The 17,815-nt window shown below is 67.4% G+C and carries 19 protein-coding genes and 1 tRNA gene; 9 read left to right on the forward strand and 11 right to left on the reverse strand.

Features of this window, described 5'->3' with window-relative positions; all coding sequences use genetic code 11:
- Positions 1–5: 5 nt before the first annotated feature.
- The gene (locus tag ACZ9J7_RS08435; protein ID WP_476208580.1) at positions 6–1,235 is read left to right on the forward strand and encodes a beta-ketoacyl-[acyl-carrier-protein] synthase family protein; all 1,230 of its coding nucleotides are present in this window, start codon (positions 6–8) and stop codon (positions 1,233–1,235) included.
- A 53-nt stretch (positions 1,236–1,288) separates the two neighbouring features.
- Here ACZ9J7_RS08435 and ACZ9J7_RS08440 read toward each other — a convergent pair whose 3' ends face one another.
- Together ACZ9J7_RS08440 and ACZ9J7_RS08445 are read right to left on the reverse strand one after the other, a co-directional pair.
- Complete coding sequence (locus ACZ9J7_RS08440) at positions 1,289–1,927, reverse strand: transposase (protein ID WP_476208582.1); 639 nt, start codon at positions 1,925–1,927, stop codon at positions 1,289–1,291.
- A 95-nt stretch (positions 1,928–2,022) separates the two neighbouring features.
- Positions 2,023–2,511, reverse strand: a complete 489-nt coding sequence (locus ACZ9J7_RS08445; RefSeq protein ID WP_476208583.1) for an NUDIX hydrolase — start codon at positions 2,509–2,511, stop codon at positions 2,023–2,025.
- Between the two features lie 120 nt (positions 2,512–2,631).
- On the opposite strand from ACZ9J7_RS08445, the gene ACZ9J7_RS08450 reads away from it, so the two are divergent.
- The gene (locus ACZ9J7_RS08450; protein WP_476208585.1) at positions 2,632–2,871 is read left to right on the forward strand and encodes a hypothetical protein; all 240 of its coding nucleotides are present in this window, start codon (positions 2,632–2,634) and stop codon (positions 2,869–2,871) included.
- A gap of 51 nt (positions 2,872–2,922) precedes the next feature.
- On the opposite strand, the gene ACZ9J7_RS08455 is transcribed toward ACZ9J7_RS08450, so the two are convergent.
- The 3 genes from ACZ9J7_RS08455 to ACZ9J7_RS08465 all read right to left on the reverse strand — a co-directional run bounded on the left by ACZ9J7_RS08455 (position 2,923) and on the right by ACZ9J7_RS08465 (position 7,253).
- Complete coding sequence (locus tag ACZ9J7_RS08455) at positions 2,923–4,479, reverse strand: sensor histidine kinase (protein WP_476208587.1); 1,557 nt, start codon at positions 4,477–4,479, stop codon at positions 2,923–2,925.
- Between the two features lie 243 nt (positions 4,480–4,722).
- Positions 4,723–6,096, reverse strand: a complete 1,374-nt coding sequence (radA, locus tag ACZ9J7_RS08460) for a DNA repair protein RadA (protein WP_476208589.1) — start codon at positions 6,094–6,096, stop codon at positions 4,723–4,725.
- Positions 6,097–6,125: 29 nt separating this feature from the next.
- On the reverse strand, positions 6,126–7,253 hold the full coding sequence (locus ACZ9J7_RS08465) for an FUSC family protein (RefSeq protein WP_476208591.1): 1,128 nt from the start codon (positions 7,251–7,253) through the stop codon (positions 6,126–6,128).
- A 251-nt stretch (positions 7,254–7,504) separates the two neighbouring features.
- Between ACZ9J7_RS08465 and pstS the strand changes: the two genes are divergently transcribed.
- The 5 genes from pstS (at position 7,505) to ACZ9J7_RS08490 (ending at position 12,131) form a co-directional block, all read left to right on the forward strand.
- Entirely contained in the window at positions 7,505–8,626 is a 1,122-nt protein-coding gene (gene pstS / locus ACZ9J7_RS08470) for a phosphate ABC transporter substrate-binding protein PstS (RefSeq protein ID WP_476208592.1), read from the forward strand.
- Between the two features lie 103 nt (positions 8,627–8,729).
- A complete protein-coding gene (gene pstC / locus ACZ9J7_RS08475) occupies positions 8,730–9,662 on the forward strand; it encodes a phosphate ABC transporter permease subunit PstC (RefSeq protein WP_476208593.1) in 933 nt (310 codons plus the stop codon).
- Positions 9,663–10,775, forward strand: a complete 1,113-nt coding sequence (gene pstA / locus ACZ9J7_RS08480) for a phosphate ABC transporter permease PstA (RefSeq protein WP_476208594.1) — start codon at positions 9,663–9,665, stop codon at positions 10,773–10,775.
- 76 nt (positions 10,776–10,851) lie between these two features.
- The gene (gene pstB / locus ACZ9J7_RS08485; RefSeq protein WP_018763202.1) at positions 10,852–11,631 is read left to right on the forward strand and encodes a phosphate ABC transporter ATP-binding protein PstB; all 780 of its coding nucleotides are present in this window, start codon (positions 10,852–10,854) and stop codon (positions 11,629–11,631) included.
- 92 nt (positions 11,632–11,723) lie between these two features.
- Complete coding sequence (locus tag ACZ9J7_RS08490; protein WP_476208596.1) at positions 11,724–12,131, forward strand: hypothetical protein; 408 nt, start codon at positions 11,724–11,726, stop codon at positions 12,129–12,131.
- A 12-nt stretch (positions 12,132–12,143) separates the two neighbouring features.
- Here ACZ9J7_RS08490 and ACZ9J7_RS08495 read toward each other — a convergent pair whose 3' ends face one another.
- The 4 genes from ACZ9J7_RS08495 to ACZ9J7_RS08510 form a co-directional block, all read right to left on the reverse strand.
- Positions 12,144–12,551, reverse strand: coding sequence for a hypothetical protein (locus tag ACZ9J7_RS08495; protein ID WP_476208598.1), 408 nt, complete (start codon positions 12,549–12,551; stop codon positions 12,144–12,146).
- Positions 12,552–12,720: 169 nt separating this feature from the next.
- Positions 12,721–13,731 carry an inorganic phosphate transporter gene (locus ACZ9J7_RS08500; RefSeq protein WP_476208599.1) on the reverse strand — a complete coding sequence of 337 codons (1,011 nt, stop codon included), beginning with the start codon at positions 13,729–13,731 and terminating at the stop codon, positions 12,721–12,723.
- 1 nt (position 13,732) lies between these two features.
- Entirely contained in the window at positions 13,733–14,350 is a 618-nt protein-coding gene (locus tag ACZ9J7_RS08505; RefSeq protein WP_159634237.1) for a DUF47 domain-containing protein, read from the reverse strand.
- Between the two features lie 315 nt (positions 14,351–14,665).
- Complete coding sequence (locus ACZ9J7_RS08510) at positions 14,666–15,325, reverse strand: hypothetical protein (RefSeq protein WP_159634234.1); 660 nt, start codon at positions 15,323–15,325, stop codon at positions 14,666–14,668.
- 210 nt (positions 15,326–15,535) lie between these two features.
- Between ACZ9J7_RS08510 and ACZ9J7_RS08515 the strand changes: the two genes are divergently transcribed.
- A tRNA-Lys gene (locus ACZ9J7_RS08515) sits at positions 15,536–15,608 on the forward strand.
- A 49-nt stretch (positions 15,609–15,657) separates the two neighbouring features.
- On the opposite strand, the gene ACZ9J7_RS08520 is transcribed toward ACZ9J7_RS08515, so the two are convergent.
- On the reverse strand, positions 15,658–16,236 hold the full coding sequence (locus ACZ9J7_RS08520; RefSeq protein WP_476208601.1) for a M23 family metallopeptidase: 579 nt from the start codon (positions 16,234–16,236) through the stop codon (positions 15,658–15,660).
- Positions 16,237–16,293: 57 nt separating this feature from the next.
- Positions 16,294–16,635: a YciI family protein gene (locus tag ACZ9J7_RS08525; RefSeq protein ID WP_476208602.1), complete on the reverse strand. Its 342-nt coding sequence runs from the start codon at positions 16,633–16,635 to the stop codon at positions 16,294–16,296.
- A gap of 135 nt (positions 16,636–16,770) precedes the next feature.
- Here ACZ9J7_RS08525 and ACZ9J7_RS08530 point away from each other — a divergent pair, with 135 nt between their 5' ends.
- Positions 16,771–17,790 carry a LacI family DNA-binding transcriptional regulator gene (locus tag ACZ9J7_RS08530; RefSeq protein WP_476208603.1) on the forward strand — a complete coding sequence of 340 codons (1,020 nt, stop codon included), beginning with the start codon at positions 16,771–16,773 and terminating at the stop codon, positions 17,788–17,790.
- Positions 17,791–17,815: the final 25 nt, after the last annotated feature.

Below are 17,815 nucleotides of genomic sequence, written 5' to 3' on the forward strand. Positions count from 1 at the left end.
CACTTGTGGAAACTCCTGCACCCCGCGCCGTAGTCACCGGCGCCGGAACCATCAACCCCCTTGGGTCCACGGTCAAGGAAACCTGGGAAGCCCTGCTTGACGGCCGCTCCGGAATCACCGCGCTGGACCAGGACTGGGCGGAACAGCTGCCGGTCCAGATGGCCGGCCAAATCACCACCGACCTCTCGGAGCACCTCAGCACCCGCGAAATGAAGCGGATGGACCGCTGCGGCCAGCTTGCCCTGGTTGCTGCCCGGGAGGCCTGGACCCAGGCGGGCAGCCCCGACCTGGACCCCGAACGGTTCGCGGTGGTGATCGGGTCAGCTTACGGCGGACTGGGTTCCACCATCGAGCAGGACCGGACACTGAACCAGTCAGGTCCGCGCAAGGTGTCGCCCCATACCCTGACCCGGCTGATGGTGAACGGCCCGGCCGCGTGGGTGTCCATCGACCTTGGCGCGCGCGGCGGCGCCCGGACGCCTGTCAGCGCCTGCGCCTCCGGGGCCGAGGCGATTGTCCAGGCAGCCGAGCTGATCCGCTCCGGCGCCGCCGACGTCGTGATTGCCGGCGGTGTGGACGCCTCCGTCAACGACCTGGTGATCAGCGGCTTCGCCCAGATCCGGGCCCTGTCCACCCGCTCGGATGACCCGCAGCGGGCCTCGCGCCCGTTCGACGGCGGCCGGGACGGCTTTGTGCTCGCCGAGGGCGCCGGGGTGGTGGTGCTGGAGAGTGAGGAGCACGCCCGTGCCCGCGGCGCCGCCGTCCTTGGGGCCATGGCCGGCGGAGCGGTTACCTCAGATGCCAACGACATCGTGGCCGCAGATCCCGCCATGCAGCGCCGCGTCATGCAGAAGGCCCTGGATGCGGCAGGCATGCAGCCGGCGGACATTGGCTTCGTGCACGCACACGCCACGTCCACCCCGGTGGGCGACCGGCTGGAAGGCCAGGCGATCAATGCCGTCTTCGGCGCCTCCGTGCCGGTGACGTCCACGAAGGGGCACACCGGACACCTGCTGGGCGGCGCCGGTGCGCTGGCCGCCGTCGTGGTCCTCGAAGCCCTGCGCACCGGACAGCTGCCAGGGACGCTGAACGTGGAGTCGCTGGACCCGGAAGTGGACCTCAACGTCGTAACCGGAAACTCCCTGGCCCTGGCTGCCGGATCCCCGCGAGCCGGCCTGGTCAACGCGTTCGGTTTTGGCGGCCACAGTGTTGCCCTGGTGCTCGCCGGCGCCTAGGCAAACACCGAAAACGCCTGAACGGTGCGCGATCGCCGGAACGGCGGTATATATCAAGCTGTCTGTGACAGCGGGGTGGTTTTGTGGTTGATGCCGGCCTGAGAGGGCACAGCTGGTGCGGTGGGTTTGTTGCGGTATCTCTGCGGATGGCGTGCATAGATCGCGTCGAGGGTGGCTTGCCGTTGTAGGCGTGCTTGGTTCCCGCGCCCTTTGTGGACGAGGTCCGGGGTGTAGTAGTTCAAACCGCTGTGGCGGTGGTTGGCGTTGTAGTTGGCGAAGCAAGCCGCCATGTAGTCCCGGGCGTGCTGGATGTCGCGGAAGCGGCGCGGAAAGTCCAGGTCGTATTTCACGGTCTTGAACAGTGATTCGGAGTAGGGATTGTCGTCCGAGACCCTTGGCCGGGAGTAGGACAGAGTGATGCCCAGGGACTGGGCCAGCTGAAGGGTGCTGCCGGCCCTCATGGGTGCCCCGTTATCGGCATGAAGCACCTCTGGGCGCTGCCGGTTCGCGGTGACCGCGTCGTTGATCAGTGCCGCGGCCAGGGACGCGGTTTCGGTGTGTTCGACCCGGTGCCCAACGACCTTGCGGGAGAACACGTCCAACATCGTGTAGAGCCGGTAGGTGTGTTTCCCCGGGCCGTGGAGCATCGTGATGTCCCAGCTCCACAGCTGATTCGGGGCGGTGGCGTGCACGACCGGTTTGGCTCGTTTGGGACCGGTTGCCGTGCGTTGTTCGCGGCGGTCGCCGTTCTAGCCGCCGCCCCTGCCTGGCTTGGCAGGCAGGCCTGCTACCTGCCTGCCAAGCCCTCAACCAGTGCATCGAGGATAGGCAGCTGGCCCTTCACGAGCTTGGTCCGGGCCTCCTGCGCCGGGAACCAGCGGGCGTCGTCAATTTCGGGATAGTGCTGGATTTTGCCGGACCCCTTGGGCCATTCCAGCGGGAACGTGTTGCTGGTGATCACCTCAGGGGAGAACCCGGCCTCGGCGGCATAGGCCGTAACGAGCTTTCCCGAGGACTGCCGGAACTCGCCCAGCAGCCGGTAGTCGGCCTCCGGGGCCGCGGTCCCCATCTCCTCTGCAAACTCCCGCAGCGCTGCGGCCAGCGGATCCTCGCCGTCGGCATACTCACCCTTGGGAATGGACCAGGCGTGCGTGTCCTTGCGGGCCCAAAAGGGGCCGCCCATGTGGGCGATCCACACCTGCAACCCATTCCGGGCGCCCTCGGGGGTGGCGGGGTCCTGCTGGTACAACAGGATGCCTGCGCTTCGAATGGGCATTGGGTCTCCGGATCTTCAGAAAAGTGCAGTTGCCGTCCGCCGTTAACGTGGAGTTCACGGCGCTGCTCTAGGTTATTCCTTCAGGCACTCTGCCAGGCACTCCGCTCGAAGGGAGCACTCGTGGCCAACATTGCTGAGGTTTTGGGACGACTCACGGCGGAAGAAGTGGAGGAGCTCCGCAGCCTTGGCCCCCAGGGCCACCTGCCGCGGCATCTGGTGGATGCGCTGGACCGCGCGGCCGGGGGAACAGGCTCTGGCCGGGGGTACTACGTGGCAAACGGCAACGTCAGCGCCACCGGCGGCCCACTGCTGGTGCTGCGCAGCGACGTTTCCAGTTGGCTGGCCGGCGCCGCGTCCTGACTTGCCTGCCTGCAACCCTTTGCCGGCTCCGGCGGGCAGGGTTCCGGGCCGCTAGGCGTGCGGCAGGATGAACGTTGCCGTGGTGCCCACACCGGGCTCGCTGTCCAGGCTGATGGAACCCCCGTGGCCTTCAACGATGGTCTTGCTGACGGGCAGTCCCAGGCCGGCGCCCGGGATGGCGGTTTCGCGTGACCGCGCCGAACGGAAGAACTTGGTGAACGCCTGTTCCTGCTCTTCAGCCGTCATCCCCAGCCCGGTATCGGTGATGGAGCAGGCCATGCCCGAGTCGGTGCTGACGGCACGGGCCGTGATGATGCCGCCGTTGGGGGAGTACTTGATGGCATTCGAGAGCAGGTTCCGGAACACCTGGCTGATCCGCTGCGGGTCCACCCTGGCAGGGAGCGGCTCCTCCGCTTCAAGCACCAGATGGAGCCCGTTGCCGGCGGCCTTGGGCTGGGCGGCATCAACCTCGAGTGCCAGCAGCCGGGCCAGGTCCGCCTCCTCAAGCGAAAGGTCAACCCGCTCCGAAGCCACGGCGATGAGGTCATTGACCAGGCTCAGCAGGTGCTCCGCGTTCCGGCGCACCACCTGGAGCTCCTCCCTGATGTCCTCGTGATCGGGTTCGTCCAGGACCAGTTCCAGGTAGCCCAGAATGGAGGTCAACGGTGTCCGCAGCTCGTGCGAGACAGTGGCAACAAAGTCGTCCTTGGCCGCCAGGGCACTCACCAGGGTGGTGACGTCCACAAAGGTGATGACCGCGCCGGCTTCCTGGCCCCCGGCCGGCGGGAAACCGTGCGAGCTCACGGAATAGGCATGCTGCCGTTCCGGAGGGCCGGCCCAATACAGCTCATCCGCAAAGGCGTCCCCTTCCGCGGCCCGGGCTGCAGGAAGAAGGGCCGGCGGTACGGGGGTGCAGCGGTCCGCCATCAGCAGGCCCGGCGCACCGGCAGGATCCACGACGCCGGCCAGGGCAGGGTCCGTGCGCATGGCCTTGTTTGCCAGCACGGTGCGGCCCCGGGCGTCCACCACCCACACGCCCACGCCCACGGCCTTCAGTACGGCGTCGAGCAGGCCCTGCCGGCGGATGCTTTCGTCCAGGGTGCGGGCCAGGTCCTGCTCATTCTGGACAATCCGCGCGCGGTGCCGGCGGATGGTGGTGGCCACCACGTGGGCGCTGACCGCGACGACGGTCATCACCAGCGGGAGGATGAGGACACGGATCATTGATCCGCCCGCCGGCACCGAGCCCTGGAGGACGGAGGGGGCCACCGTACTGAGGACGGTCCCCGCAATGGCCAGAACGGGCATGAACGGCCGGACCTGCGCCGAAAGCCAAATGACGGGGAAGAGCAGCGTCAAGCTCAGGACACTGAAGGCCGGGCCTCCCGCCTCACGCGTGAACCCGATGGCCAGGCAGTCCAGGAGCGGAATAACGGCAAACGCGCTGGCCGGGAGCCTGCCCCACGGGACGGCCACGCAGGCCGCGGCGATGGCCACATGGAACAGCAGGGCCGCCATGAACAGGTTGCTGGCCAGCGTCTCCGGGCTGAAGGCAGCAGCGGCAAGCACCACCAGCCCAACAGTCACCGAGACCGGCAGCTGGCACACGGCTACGCGTTTGCGCGCACTGAGGCCCCCCAAAAGACCATCCAGACGGTCCGATACAACAGGCTGCATGGGCGCCCTTCGTGCGTGGCCGGCAGCGTCTGCGGCGCCCTGCTGTTCCTGGATTACCAAGCTTCCCCCAGCACAGAAATCAACGACCTCCGTCTGCCTGAAGGTTCTGCACTTAGAGTACCTGCCAGGAACGCGGGCAGCCGCCAGGGCCGCAAGCCGGACGGACCCCGGCTGCTAGCCGATCAACAGGCTGAGCGCCTCCGTGAGGTGCTCCACTTCCCGTACCGAGAATCCGGCCGGCACTGGCCCGGGCCCGGTGTGGCTGGCAGGCACCACGGCGTGCGTGAAGCCCAGCCGGTGGGCCTCCTGGATGCGCTGGTTGATCCCCGGAACGGGCCGGACCTCGCCGGCCAGGCCTACCTCGCCAAAGGCAATCAGGCGGATGGGCAACGGCTTGCGGGCCTTGGCAGAGGCCACCGCAAGGGCCACGGCAAGGTCCGTGGCCGGTTCACTGAGCTTCACCCCGCCCACGGTGGCAACGTAGGAGTCATCCTTGTGCAGCAGAGTGCCCGCACGCTGCTGCAGCACGGCCAGCAGCATGGACACCCGCGAGCTGTCCAGGCCGCTGGTGGCCCGGCGCGGCTGCGAGTTGGGGCTCTCGGCGAGCAGCGACTGCACCTCCGCCAGCAGGGGACGGCGGCCCTCCATGGTGACCGTGATGCAGGTCCCGGACACCGGGTCCTTGGTGCGGCTGACGAACAGGCCGGACGGATCGGCCAGGCCCTCGATGCCGTTCTCATTGAGGTCGAAGCACCCGACGTCGTCGGTGGGCCCGTACCTGTTCTTCACTGCACGCAGGAGCCGCAGCCGGGAGTGCCGCTCACCCTCGAACTGGCACACCACGTCCACCAGGTGTTCCAGCAGGCGGGGCCCGGCGATGGAACCGTCCTTGGTGACATGCCCAACCAGCAGCGTGGTCATGTTCCGCCGTTTGGCTGCAGCAATGATCGAGGCCGCCACCTCGCGCACCTGGGACACGCCTCCTGCGCTCCCGTCGACGTCGGCGCTGCTGAGGGTCTGCACGGAGTCCACGATCAGCAGCCGCGGCTCGATCTTTTCCACCTGGCCCAGGGCTTGCCCGAGGTCCGTCTCCGCCGACAGGTACAGGGATTCGGCGACGGCGTCGATCCGCTCGGCGCGCAGCTTCACCTGGGCAGCCGACTCTTCGCCGGTCACGTACAGGACATCCTGGGCAGTCCGGGCAAACTTGGCGGCCACGTCCAGCAGCAGCGTGGATTTTCCGACGCCGGGTTCGCCTGCCAGCAGGATGACGGCGCCCGGAACCAGGCCGCCGCCCAGCACCCGGTCCAGTTCGTCCACGCCGGTGGGCAGGAAAGCCGCCGTGGTGGCGTCGACATCGGCAATCCGGCGCGCCGGCTCCACGACTGTCGTAGCAGCGGTCGTCCGCGCCACGGCCGTGCCCGTTTCCTCAACCGTGCCCCAGGCCTGGCACTCGCCGCAGCGGCCCACCCACTTGGCGGTGGTCCAGCCGCATTCGGCGCATTTGTACGCGGGCGCCTTGGACGCCCGGGATGTCTTTGTTGCCATGCCTTCAACCCTACTGGCGGGCACTGACACTACAACGCGGGCAGGACGTCCCTGGCCTCGGCGGCGTCCATGCCGGTGGCTTCCAGCAGGTCCACCATCAGCGGCCGGAACAGCATGACCACGGTTTCGCCTTCCAGCCGCTGGACCTCCAGCAGCTTCGGATGCAGGCGAAGGGCGATCTCGCTCAGGTCCCGACGGGCAGTGCGCAGGTGGGCGCGGCGGACTCCTTCGTGCGTTTCCGCGAGCCCCAGCGACAGCTCGTCGATGGCGGCGGCCGTCTCCTGGAGCACGCCGGCGATGCTGTCCGTCGCCTCGTCCGAGAGCGCCGTGTGGTTGATGGCGCTGGTCAGCCGCCGGGCGAACACCCGGCTGTTCCTCAGGGCAAGGTCGATGAAATCCAGGGACTGCTTCAGCCTGTCCAGTTCATCGCGGTGCCGGCGGTAGGCGGGGGCCAGGGTGGCCACCTCGCCGGACGCGCGCAGGGATTGGCGCATGGCATCAACGAGGGGCTGGCAGTTCCGGCCGCGGATCAGGGCGTGCCAGGCCTGCGTGGAGTCACTGTTGGCCAGCGCCCCGGCACATTCCCGCAGTACCTCCGCCAGTTCATGCAGCAGCTTCTGCACATCCCGGCGCGGCTCCTGGCGGGGATCCTTGGGCACCAGGATGGTCACCAGCAGGGCGAACATGCCGCCCACCACCGCATCGATACTGCGGGTGAACGGGCCTCCGGACGGTGCCGGGAGCAGCACCACCAGCAGCGACTGCAGCGCCAGTTGGGTGGTGAAGATGTTTCCGCTGTCCAGGAACCGGGCCAGCAGGATGGAAAAGAGGAGCACGACGGCGGCCACCCAGATGTCGCCGCCAAGCCAATGCAGGAGCAGATCACCGACCACTATGCCCAGGGTGCAGCCCAGGCCCACTTCCATCACCCGACGCAGCCGGGGTTCCCGGGAAAACCCCAGAGCGATCAGGGACGAGGTGGCGGCGAAGAGCGGCCCGGTGTGGCCCAGGATGTACTCCGCGAAGGCGTACGCGCCCACGGCGCAGACGGTCATCTGGATGGCAGGGACAAACGAGTTGCGGCTGCGGATCAGACCGGTCCGGACCCGGCTGCGCAGGAACCGCTTGGTTGATGAGAGTCCTGCTGGGATGGCCATGGGTCCAATACTATTCAGTGCCGCTCCACCGCCCTGCGCAGGTGCACTACGGCCGCGCATGTGATCTGCGCAATGGTGACCCGGCATTTGTCAGCCAAAATCCCGCCGTCGTTAATCCTCCGTTCACTTTGGACAGCCCATCCCGTTACCTGCGGCCCATAACTTACTTGAAGGTACAAAACGTACGCATCGCGCAGCAGGGTTCTCCGTCCCTGTCCCGCACCTGAATAACCCTGGAAGGGGTACATCTAGTGAAGGCACTCCGCTTCGGCCGCCACGCGGCTATCGCTGTTATCGCAGCCAGCGCACTCGCGCTTACCGCCTGCGGTTCAGACAACGCCACGGGCACCGCGCCTGCCGGCTCCCAGTCCGCCTCCGGCCCCAAGGTCACCGGCACGCTGACCGGCATTGGTTCCTCCGCCCAGGGCGCAGCCATGGACGCCTGGAAGACCAACTTCGCCTCCGCCAACTCCGGCGCCAGCGTGCAGTACTCCCCGGACGGCTCCGGCGCGGGCCGCAAGGCAATCCTGGACGGCTCGGCCCAGTTCGCAGGCTCGGACGCCTACCTGAAGGATGACGAGTACGCCTCGTCCAAGTCCGTGTGCGGACCCGACGGCGCCATCAACGTCCCCGTCTACATCTCCCCGATCGCCGTGGCCTTCAACGTTCCCGGCGTCACCGACCTGAAGCTGGACGCCACCACCGTGGCCAAGATCTTCCGCGGCCAGATCGCCAAGTGGAACGACCCCGCGATCGCTGCCCTGAACGCCGGCGTTACGCTGCCGGACCTGAAGGTCACCCCGGTGAACCGTTCCGACGACTCCGGCACCACGCAGAACTTCACTGATTACCTGGCCGCTGCTGCGTCCGACGTGTGGACTGACAAGTCCGCCGGCATCTGGCCCGCCAGCCTCCAGGGCGAAAACGCCAAGGGCACCTCCGGCGTCGTCAAGACCGTCACTGACACCCCCGGCGCCGTGACCTACGCCGACGACTCCGCCGTCAGCGGCAAGCTGGGCGTGGCCCAGATCAAGGTGGGCGATTCCTTCACGAAGATCTCCGCCGACGCTGCTGCCAAGGCAGTCGACGCCGGCCAGCCCGTCGAAGGCCGCGCCGCCAACGACCTCTCCATCAAGCTGGACCGCAAGACCACCATCGCCGGGGCCTACCCGATCGTCCTGGTGTCCTTCCACGTCCTGTGCACCACCTACGACAAGCAGGAGACCGTTGACCTGGTCAAGGCCTTCGAGCACTACGTAGTTTCCGACGAAGGCCAGAAGGCCGCAGCAGAATCGGCCAAGTCCGCCCCGCTGTCCTCCGACCTCGCAGCCAAGGCCGCCAAGGCCATCGACTCGATCAAGGTCAAGTCCTAGCCAGCGCTGTAAAACCGGGTTCCCCGCCTGCCGGACGGCAGTGCGGGGAACTTGGCTTTGCACCCCGCTTCCTTAATCCAGCAACGAATCGAAGGGCCGTCGCATGACCGCCACCTCCCTGACCAGTTCCCAGGGCGCCGGGCGCGCCGGGGACAAAGTCTTCTCCGGTGCCACGCTCGCCGCCGGGTGCCTGATCCTCGCCGTCCTCTTCGGCGTCGCACTCTTCCTGGTAGTCCAGGCAATTCCCGCGCTGACCGCGCCCGCGGACAAGATCCAGGGCGGGCAGGGCTTCTTCGCCTACATCTGGCCCATCGTGGTCGGCACCCTGATCGCCGCGGCCATCGCGCTGGTGATCGCCACCCCCATCGCCATCGGCGTGGCGCTGTTCATCTCCCACTTCGCACCCCGCCGCCTGGCCTCCGGCCTCGGCTACGTGGTGGACCTGCTCGCCGCCATCCCCTCCGTGGTCTACGGCGCCTGGGGCGCGGCTTTCCTTGCCAAGGAGATCTCCCCGGCCTATGGCTGGCTCGCAGCAAACATGGGCTGGCTCCCCATCTTCCAGGGCCCCGCCTCCACCACCGGCAAGACCATCCTCACCGCGGGCATCGTCCTCGCCGTCATGGTCCTGCCCATCATCACCGCGCTGTCCCGCGAGATCTTCCTGCAGACCCCCAAGCTGCATGAGGAAGCTGCGCTGGCGCTTGGTGCAACCCGCTGGGAAATGATCAGGATGGCCGTGCTGCCCTTTGCCCGCCCGGGCATCATCAGCGCCATCATGCTGGGCCTGGGCCGTGCGCTCGGCGAGACCATGGCCGTTGCCCTGGTGCTCTCCTCGGGTGCCCTGACTGCCAGCCTGATCCAGTCCGGAAACCAGACCATCGCCGCCGAGATCGCCCTGAACTTCCCCGAAGCCAGCGGCCTCAAGGTCAGCACCCTGATCGCCGCCGGCCTGGTGCTGTTCATCATCACCCTTGGCGTGAACATGATCGCGCGCTGGGTCATCACCCGGCACAAAGAATTCTCGGGAGCCAACTAAATGACCTCCACGCTTACTCCGGTCCGCAGCAAGCGGTCGGCCCTCACCAAGGGCCAGCTGCCCAAATATGCACCCTATGCGGTGCTCGTTGGAGCCCTGATCGTCGGGGCCGCCATCCTCGCCCTGATCGGCTTCAACGCGTTCGGCTGGGGCCTGGTCTCCGCGATTCTCTTCGCCGTTGGCCTGGTTTCCTGGAGCGCCGCCGTGGAAGGCTCCCGCAGGGCCAAGGACAAGCTGGCCACCTGCCTGGTGGTCGGCTCGTTCCTGGTGGCGCTGCTGCCCCTCGTTTCGGTGATCTGGACCGTGCTGGTCAACGGCATACCCGGACTGATCGACCCCGGATTCCTCACCACCTCCATGAACGGGGTCACCGGCGCCTTCGACAACAAGGCCGTGGAAAGCGGCGGCCCGGTGATGGGCGGCATCTACCACGCCCTCCTGGGCACCGTGCAGATCACGCTGCTGGCCACCGTCATCTCCGTTCCCGTGGGCCTGCTCACGGCCATCTACCTGGTGGAGTACGGCCACGACGGCCGCCTGGCCAAAGCCATCACGTTCTTCGTGGACGTCATGACCGGCATCCCCTCCATCGTGGCCGGCCTGTTCGCGGCCGCGTTCTTCTTCGCTGTGGTTGGCCCGGGCACCAAGACCGGTGCAGTGGCCGCCGTCGCGCTTTCCGTGCTGATGATCCCCGTGGTGGTCCGCTCCAGCGAGGAAATGCTCAAGATTGTCCCCAACGAGCTCCGCGAGGCCGCCTACGCCCTGGGCGTGCGCAAGTGGCGGACCATCCTCAAGGTGGTTATCCCGACGGCGATCTCGGGCATCGCGTCCGGCGTCACCCTGGCTATTGCCCGGGTCATCGGTGAGACGGCGCCCATCCTGGTCACCGCCGGCTTTGCCACCAGCATCAACTCCAACGTGTTCGGCGGCTGGATGGCCTCGCTTCCCACGTTCATCTACACCCAGATCCTCAACCCCACCTCCCCCTCCAACCCGGACCCGTCCTCACAGCGGGCCTGGGGTGCGGCGCTGGTGCTGATCATCCTGGTGATGGTCCTGAACCTGGTGGCGCGCCTGATCGCCAGGATCTTCGCCCCCAAAACGGGCCGGTAGCCAGACCTGCCGCATCTTCCGCCACACCGCGGCGGATCCTAGACTTCAATCCATACCCAGTAAGTGAAGGAACACCATGTCTAAGCGCATCGACGTCAAGGACCTGAACGTGTACTACGGCGATTTCCTCGCCGTTGAGGACGTCAGCATCAACATCGAAGCCAAGTCCGTCACCGCGTTTATCGGCCCCTCCGGCTGCGGAAAGTCCACCTTCCTCCGCACCCTGAACCGCATGCACGAGGTCATCCCCGGCGCCCGCGTCGAGGGCGAGGTCCTGCTGGACGGCGACAACCTCTACGGCCCCGGCGTGGACCCTGTCACCGTGCGCTCGCAGATCGGCATGGTCTTCCAGCGGCCCAACCCGTTCCCCACCATGTCCATCCGGGACAACGTGCTGGCAGGCGTGAAGCTGAACAACAAGAAGATCTCCAAGGGCGAGGCCGACGTCCTGGTGGAACGCTCGCTCAAGGGCGCCAACCTCTGGAACGAGGTCAAGGACCGGCTGGAGAAGCCCGGCTCCGGCCTCTCCGGCGGCCAGCAGCAGCGCCTCTGCATTGCCCGCGCCATCGCCGTGGAGCCGCAGGTGATCCTCATGGATGAGCCCTGCTCCGCCCTGGACCCCATCTCCACCCTCGCCATCGAGGACCTCATCAACGAGCTCAAGGACCAGTACACCGTGGTGATCGTGACCCACAACATGCAGCAGGCCGCGCGTGTGTCCGACAAGACGGCGTTCTTCAACATCGCGGGAACCGGCAAGCCGGGCAAGCTGATTGAGTACGGCGATACCCACACCATCTTCAGCAACCCCGTGCAGAAGGCCACCGAGGACTACGTTTCCGGCCGCTTCGGATAAGCATTGGCGTCGTTGGCGATCTACTGAGGCGTTTAGTACGCTAATCTAGATACTTTCGGAACTAGTAGTAAGCCCGCTAAAGGAGTTTTGCCATGACGCAGACGGCCAGTGACCCCAAGGGCCCCCAGCTTACTGTTTCCGTACCTGAGATTGACGCCGTGCAGGATGCCGTGGAACCGGCCCAGGCGTTCGCCGCCGCGGCGGGGCTGGCGGGGCCCCTCGCAGCCGGGCCCCTGGCGCCTGAGCTCGAACCGCATCTCTCGCTGGCCGTGGCCCCCGTCGAGGAAGAGGATGTTCTGGCCGAGGTGTGGCGCACCAGCTCCCGCCTCGAGAGCATGCAGTGGGAACTGGATACCGCCCAGGAGTCCCTGCGGCAGGCGGTGCGCAAAGCCTCGGCAGCCGGAGTAGCGGACCATGAACTTTGCACGGCGGCCAACCTGACCCAGGACGAACTCACCACGGTACTGACGGCCGCAGCTCCCGTGACCCTGGAGATCTAGCACGCCCTGTAGCTATTCCGGCACCTCCAGCTGGAATCCGCAGTGGCAGCGCAGGACCCGGGTGGGGAGGGACACTGCGCTGAGCGTGCTTCCTGACCTGCCGCTGCGGTAGCAGAGCCGCTCCACCTCGAACTCCGCCTCTTCCATGGGGAAGCCGCAGTGGATGTAGTCGTCCCCGAAGAGGATGACCTCGGTCATCCAGTGCACCTGGTTCAACGCAGCCGCGACGTCCGTGGCGTAGGCGGTGTGTTCCTGGAACAGGTCGCAGTCGTTGCAGGTGTACGAGACCGTGACGAGGTCACCGCCTGCCGCGCCGATGGCCGTGATCGCGTGGATGGTGAGCTGGTGCTCGGTTCCGCATGCCTCGCACCGGGGCTGCCGGGGCTGTGGAAGGGGGCGCCGGGAATACGAGGAAGACATGACGCCTGCTCTTTTCCACTTTGTGCATCCGAACCGCCGGTTTGCTGCAGCGGCGCGCCGTCCGCAGCCCTGCACACGGCGCGGACGCCGGTCCCCGGCACCGTTGACCCGGGGGCGCACTTTGAATGTACGTCACGCCGGATTCCCTGTATAGGGGGAGCAGCCCCGCCTACGTGGGGAGGGGGGAGAGGGCCAGCGCGAGCACGAAGCCGAGGGCGCAGGTAGCCAGCGGGGTCAGCCCCCAGAGCCAGAGGATCCGGATCACCAGCTTCCGGTTGGTGACCGAAAAATGCTGGTTCTCCCCTGCGCCCAGGGCGCCGGCCGTGACGGTGTGGGTGGTGGAGAGCGGCCAGTGCAGCCCGATCGCACCCACAAAGAGCATCACTGCGCTGAATGTCTGGGCCACGGAGCCGCGCAGGGGATCGATCCGGGTGATCTTGTAGCCGATGGTGTGCGAGATCCGCCACCCCCCGAAAAGGGTCCCGGCGGCCATCATCACAGCGGAAAGCGCCGCCACCCACGTGGGGATCCCGCCGTCGGCATAGCCTGCCGCCAGCAGTGCCAGGAGCAGGACCGCGCTGACGCGCTGCCCGTCCTGCAGGCCGTGGCCGAACGCCACCGCGCCCGCGGCTACGGCCTGGCCCCGGCGGAACCGCTGGTTCACCACGTTGGCCTGGGTGTAGCGGGCCACCCAGGTGGCCGGATACACCAGGAGGAATGAGCCGCTGTAGGCCACCAGCGGGGACAGGACCAGCGGCAGGACCACCTGGAACAGCAGCGACTGGTCCACGCCGGCCACCCCGGGCCCGCCGATGGCCAGGCTGGCCAGGCCTGCGCCGGCAAGGCCACCCACCAGGGCATGGGTGGAGGACGCGGGAATGCCGCGCCACCACATCAGGACGCCCCACGCGCACGCGCTGGCCAGGCCTGCCACCAAAATGGCCAGTCCGTCGGTGCCGCCCGGGAGGCTGATCCAGGTCCGGCTGACGGCGACGGCGAGCAGGGCGCTGAGGAGGGCGCCGACAAAGTTGAAGAACGCGGCCAGGAGGATTCCCACGCTGGGGGTGAGGGCCCGGTTCCGCACGGCCAGGGCCACCGAGGTGGATGCGTCGCGGAAGCCGTTCAGGAAGGCAAACGCAGCGGCCAGCAGGACCACCGCGCCGAAGATGACTGCCGCCACGTCAGGATTCCTTGACGATGATGCTGCCTACCTGGGTGGCCACCCGCCGCATGTCCTTGGTGACCTCCACCAGCTGGTTGGCGATGTCGCGGTTGCGGGAATACTGCGCCCACTTCATGTCCGCGATCATGTCCGCCACCCACACGCGGTGTGTCCGCTCCGCCCGTTTGGCAAGGCGCAGGATCTCGATCCAGTAATCCTCGAGGTCATCCAGGTCATTGAGCCTGCGCATGGCGTCAACGGTCAGTTCGGCCTGCCGGCTGATGATCTCCAGCTGGTCGGCGGCACGTTTGGGGAGGCGGTCCAGCCGGTACAGGGCCACCAGCTCTGCGGCCGCGTCCATCTTTTCCATGGCTTCGTTGAGGTACCGGGACAGGGCGTACATGTCCTCGCGGGGCAGCGGATTCACGAAGCTGGTGCGCATGTGGGTCAGCAGCGCGAAATGCAGTTCGGCGGACTTGGCCTCGATATTGTGCATGTCCTCGACAAGCTTGCCGTGCTCGTCCGCGGGTACGCCAAGGATCTCGGCCAGGGTGGCGGTGGCCAGCACGATCTGTTGTGCCATCTGTGAGAGCAGGTTCAGCCCTGCGGGCTCCTGTGGAAAAAGGCGCAGCTTCACGTGTTTACCGGTCTCCAGGGACTTATCAAGGCGGGAGTTGCTGCCGTGTGACTTGACGGCGGCGGGCAACTGAGGATTACTCTACCGGCCCGAAACTGCACCCTCTGAATTGGCCACCTGGAAGAGGGCAGAAAAATGGTGCCGAACCGGATACGCCTCTCGGCGGTAGGCCGCTCTAGGCGGCTAATTGTTGAAGCCCGGGGGTTTCGCGGCTCGGCACCGGTTTCAGTCTTCTACTTACCCCGGCCCAAGTCAATCTTGACAGCGGGGGCTTGGTTCGTCCCGGAAATCCGGGCCGCCGGCTTCATGCAGGGCTCAGTCCAGTTCGCCCAAGCGCCACGCGTTGGCGGCGTGTTCCAGGTCCTCGGCGGTCTTCACCAGCTGGTGGGAGTTGCGGGTCAGCTTGCTGGCATGGGCCTCGTTGGCATGCTCGGCGCCGTCGGCGAGGGTGGCCTGCCCGAGCGCCACCACGCGGCAGAAGGCGGCGGAACGTTCCAGCGCGACGTCGAAATCGCCGTCGAATGCGCCGGAAAGGATGGCGTCCGCCATGGTGCGCATTTCGTCGGCACCCGGTGGCTCAGCCGCGCCGGCCACCACGTTGGATACCTGGGCGGTGTCCCGGCCCGCGCGGAAGTACACGCTGATGCGTTCCGGGTCCTGGACGGTGGCGGCGCGCAGCGCGTAAAGCCGCCACAGGGCGCCGGGAAGCGAGCGGGCCGGGCTCTCCGCCCACATCTCGGCGATCGCATCCAGCCCCTGTTCGTCGGCGAGCTTGACCAGCCGTTCGGTGATCACGGGATCGTCGCTGTCGCGGCCATGGCGGACCAGGGCCTGCGCGGCAAGGTGGGCGGCCTCCGACACGCGGGCGGGATCGGCCCCGCCTGCGAAGGGCTCGAAGTCCATCGGCGCGAAGGGCTTGGGCTTGTGGTGCCGGTTGCTGCCGCCGTACGGAGTGGTTCCTGCTTGCTCGCTCATGCCCCCACGCTACTCCTGTGCCGCCGCGGAAATCGAGCCTCTGCAGGGCTTGTCCGCTGGCGGCGGGAACGGCCTGAACCGTGGGGTGAAAAGGTACGACGGCGGCGCCCGCGGTGTGTGCGGAGTGGCCGGAACCATGGGTTACAGTATTAACGTCCAGAAATGGATTGGGCCGTACGGGCAGGCACAGCGTGTTTGACCGGCCGGCAGGGGCCTTTAGCTCAGTTGGTAGAGCATCGGACTTTTAATCCGTGGGTCGTGGGTTCGAGCCCCACAGGGCCCACCCATCAAGACCACAAAGGTCCGCCGCTAACGCAGGCGGACCTTTCCTTTTAACCCTCCCGAAGCCCGGCTTCCACCACCGTCCCGCCCCGCGGCAGGCCGCCCGGGAACGTGATGGGAACCGCGGAAGCGTGGCCCGGATCTGCCGAGTCCATGGCCTGGACGTGCACATGGGGTTCTGTGCTGTTGCCGGAATTGCCGCACCGGCCCACCGGCGCCCCGCACCCAACCACCTGGCCGTCACGGACGCAGATGCTCCCGCGCTGGAGGTGGCACAGGGCAATGAACACCCCGCCGGACTCGATGATCACGTGGTTGCCCGCCAGCCCCGGCCAGCCCTCCCGTACGCGGCGGCCCTGGGTTGCTGCGTAGCGGATCGATGGAAACCCCCGGTACGCGGGGTGATCCGGCTCCCCATCATGGGCGGCGCGCACCACCCCGGCCGCCGGGGCTGTGACAGGCCTCCCGAACCCCACGAAGTGTTCCGGCGGCTCGCGCCGGAACAGCGAGCCCACGGTAATGGGGGCAGACCGGCCATTCCCGTCCACCGGGGTGAAACCGATGGCGAAGCCCGTGGCGAAGAGCCGTGTCCCGTGGCTGGGAACCCGGTCGGCAGGCGAGTTCTGCACGCGCCAGGGCCCCTTGAAGGGATACGCAAGGACAAGCGGTTCCGCCGGTTGCATGGTTCAGCTGGCGGGGTCGTACTGGAAAGCCCGCACCTCCTGTGCGCAGCGGCAGGCTGCCGCGATTTTCGCGGCCCACTGCACTGCGGCCCCGTACGACGGCAACTCCAGCACCGTGTACCCGCCTTCGATCCGCGCAGTCTGGGGGTAGGTGCCCTCCGCGACGGTTCCACCGGCGTCGACCATGACGGGTGGGACGCTTTCGTCGATCCCGCCGCCGAAAACCCAGACGCCGGCTTCCTTTGCCTCCTGGACCACTGCGTGCGCGGCGTCCGCCACTTCCTGCAGGCCGCCGTCGGGGATGTCCATGGCTCCGCTGGGAAACGAGATCAGGTATTTGGTCATTCCGCCGGCTCCTTCGCTGCAAACGGGGGATCCTCCTCATCCTTCCCAGCGGGCAGCTGCCGCGCAAGGATTGATCCGGAATCGCCAGCCCATGTTGCGCAGGCGGGGCGGCGGGGTCACAGGCACAATAGGCTCATGGCAAATACCAGCAAGGGCCGGATGCCGCGCCTGGAAGACGTGGCCAAGGTGGCCGGCGTCTCCCACCAGACCGTCTCCCGCGTGGTGAACCACCACCCCAATGTCAGCAAGGCCACCCGGGAAAAGGTGGAGGCGGCCATCGCGGAACTGGGATACCGGCGCAACACCGCGGCCCGGAGCCTGGTCACGCGGCGCTCGCAGACCATCGGCGTGCTGGCCAGTGAGCTTTCCCAGTACGGTCCGGCCAATACCCTGCTGGGCGTTGAGCATGCTGCCCGCAACGCCGGCTACTTTGTCAGCATCGCAGCATTGCGGGAGGTCAGCCGGGAAGCCATTTCCGACGCCGTCGGGCACTTTATGGACCAGGCAGTGGACGGGATCGCGGTGCTGGTGCCGCACACGGACACCCTCGCCGTGCTGGAGCAGATGAACCTTCCGGTGCCCGTGGTGGCCGTGGGCTCCGCGGGCAGCGCGAAGGTGAGCGGGGCCATGGTGAACCAGCGTGCGGGCGCCAGGCTCGCCGTCGAGCATCTCGTCAGGGAAGGCCACCGGCAGATCGGACACATCGCGGGGCCGCCCGACTGGACGGACGGGGCGGAACGGGCAGAGGGCTGGCGGGCCGTGCTCCGGGAGGCCGGCCTGGACGAATCCCTCCTGGTGGAGGGGGACTGGAGCGCGGGGAGCGGCTACGCGATCGGCCGCCGGCTCGCGTCCGGACTCACGGCGACAGCCATCTTCGTGGGAAATGACCAGATGGCGCTGGGCCTCCTGCGTGCGTTCACGGAGGCGGGCGTCAAGGTGCCCGACGACGTCTCCGTGGTGGGTTTCGACGACCAGCCGGAAGCCGGGTACTTCACGCCGCCGCTGACCACCGTCCGCCAGGACTTCGAGGAACTGGGACGCCGCTGCATGGACATCATGCTGGAGGAGATCGAGTCCGGGGCCGCGGTGAGCTCCACCGTGGTGCCGCCGCAGCTGGTCCTCCGCGCCAGCACTGCGGCCCCGGCGCCGGCCTAGAGGCGCAGGCGGACCGTTCGCAGCG

It is taken from the genome of Pseudarthrobacter sp. TE9888 (assembly GCF_056279345.1).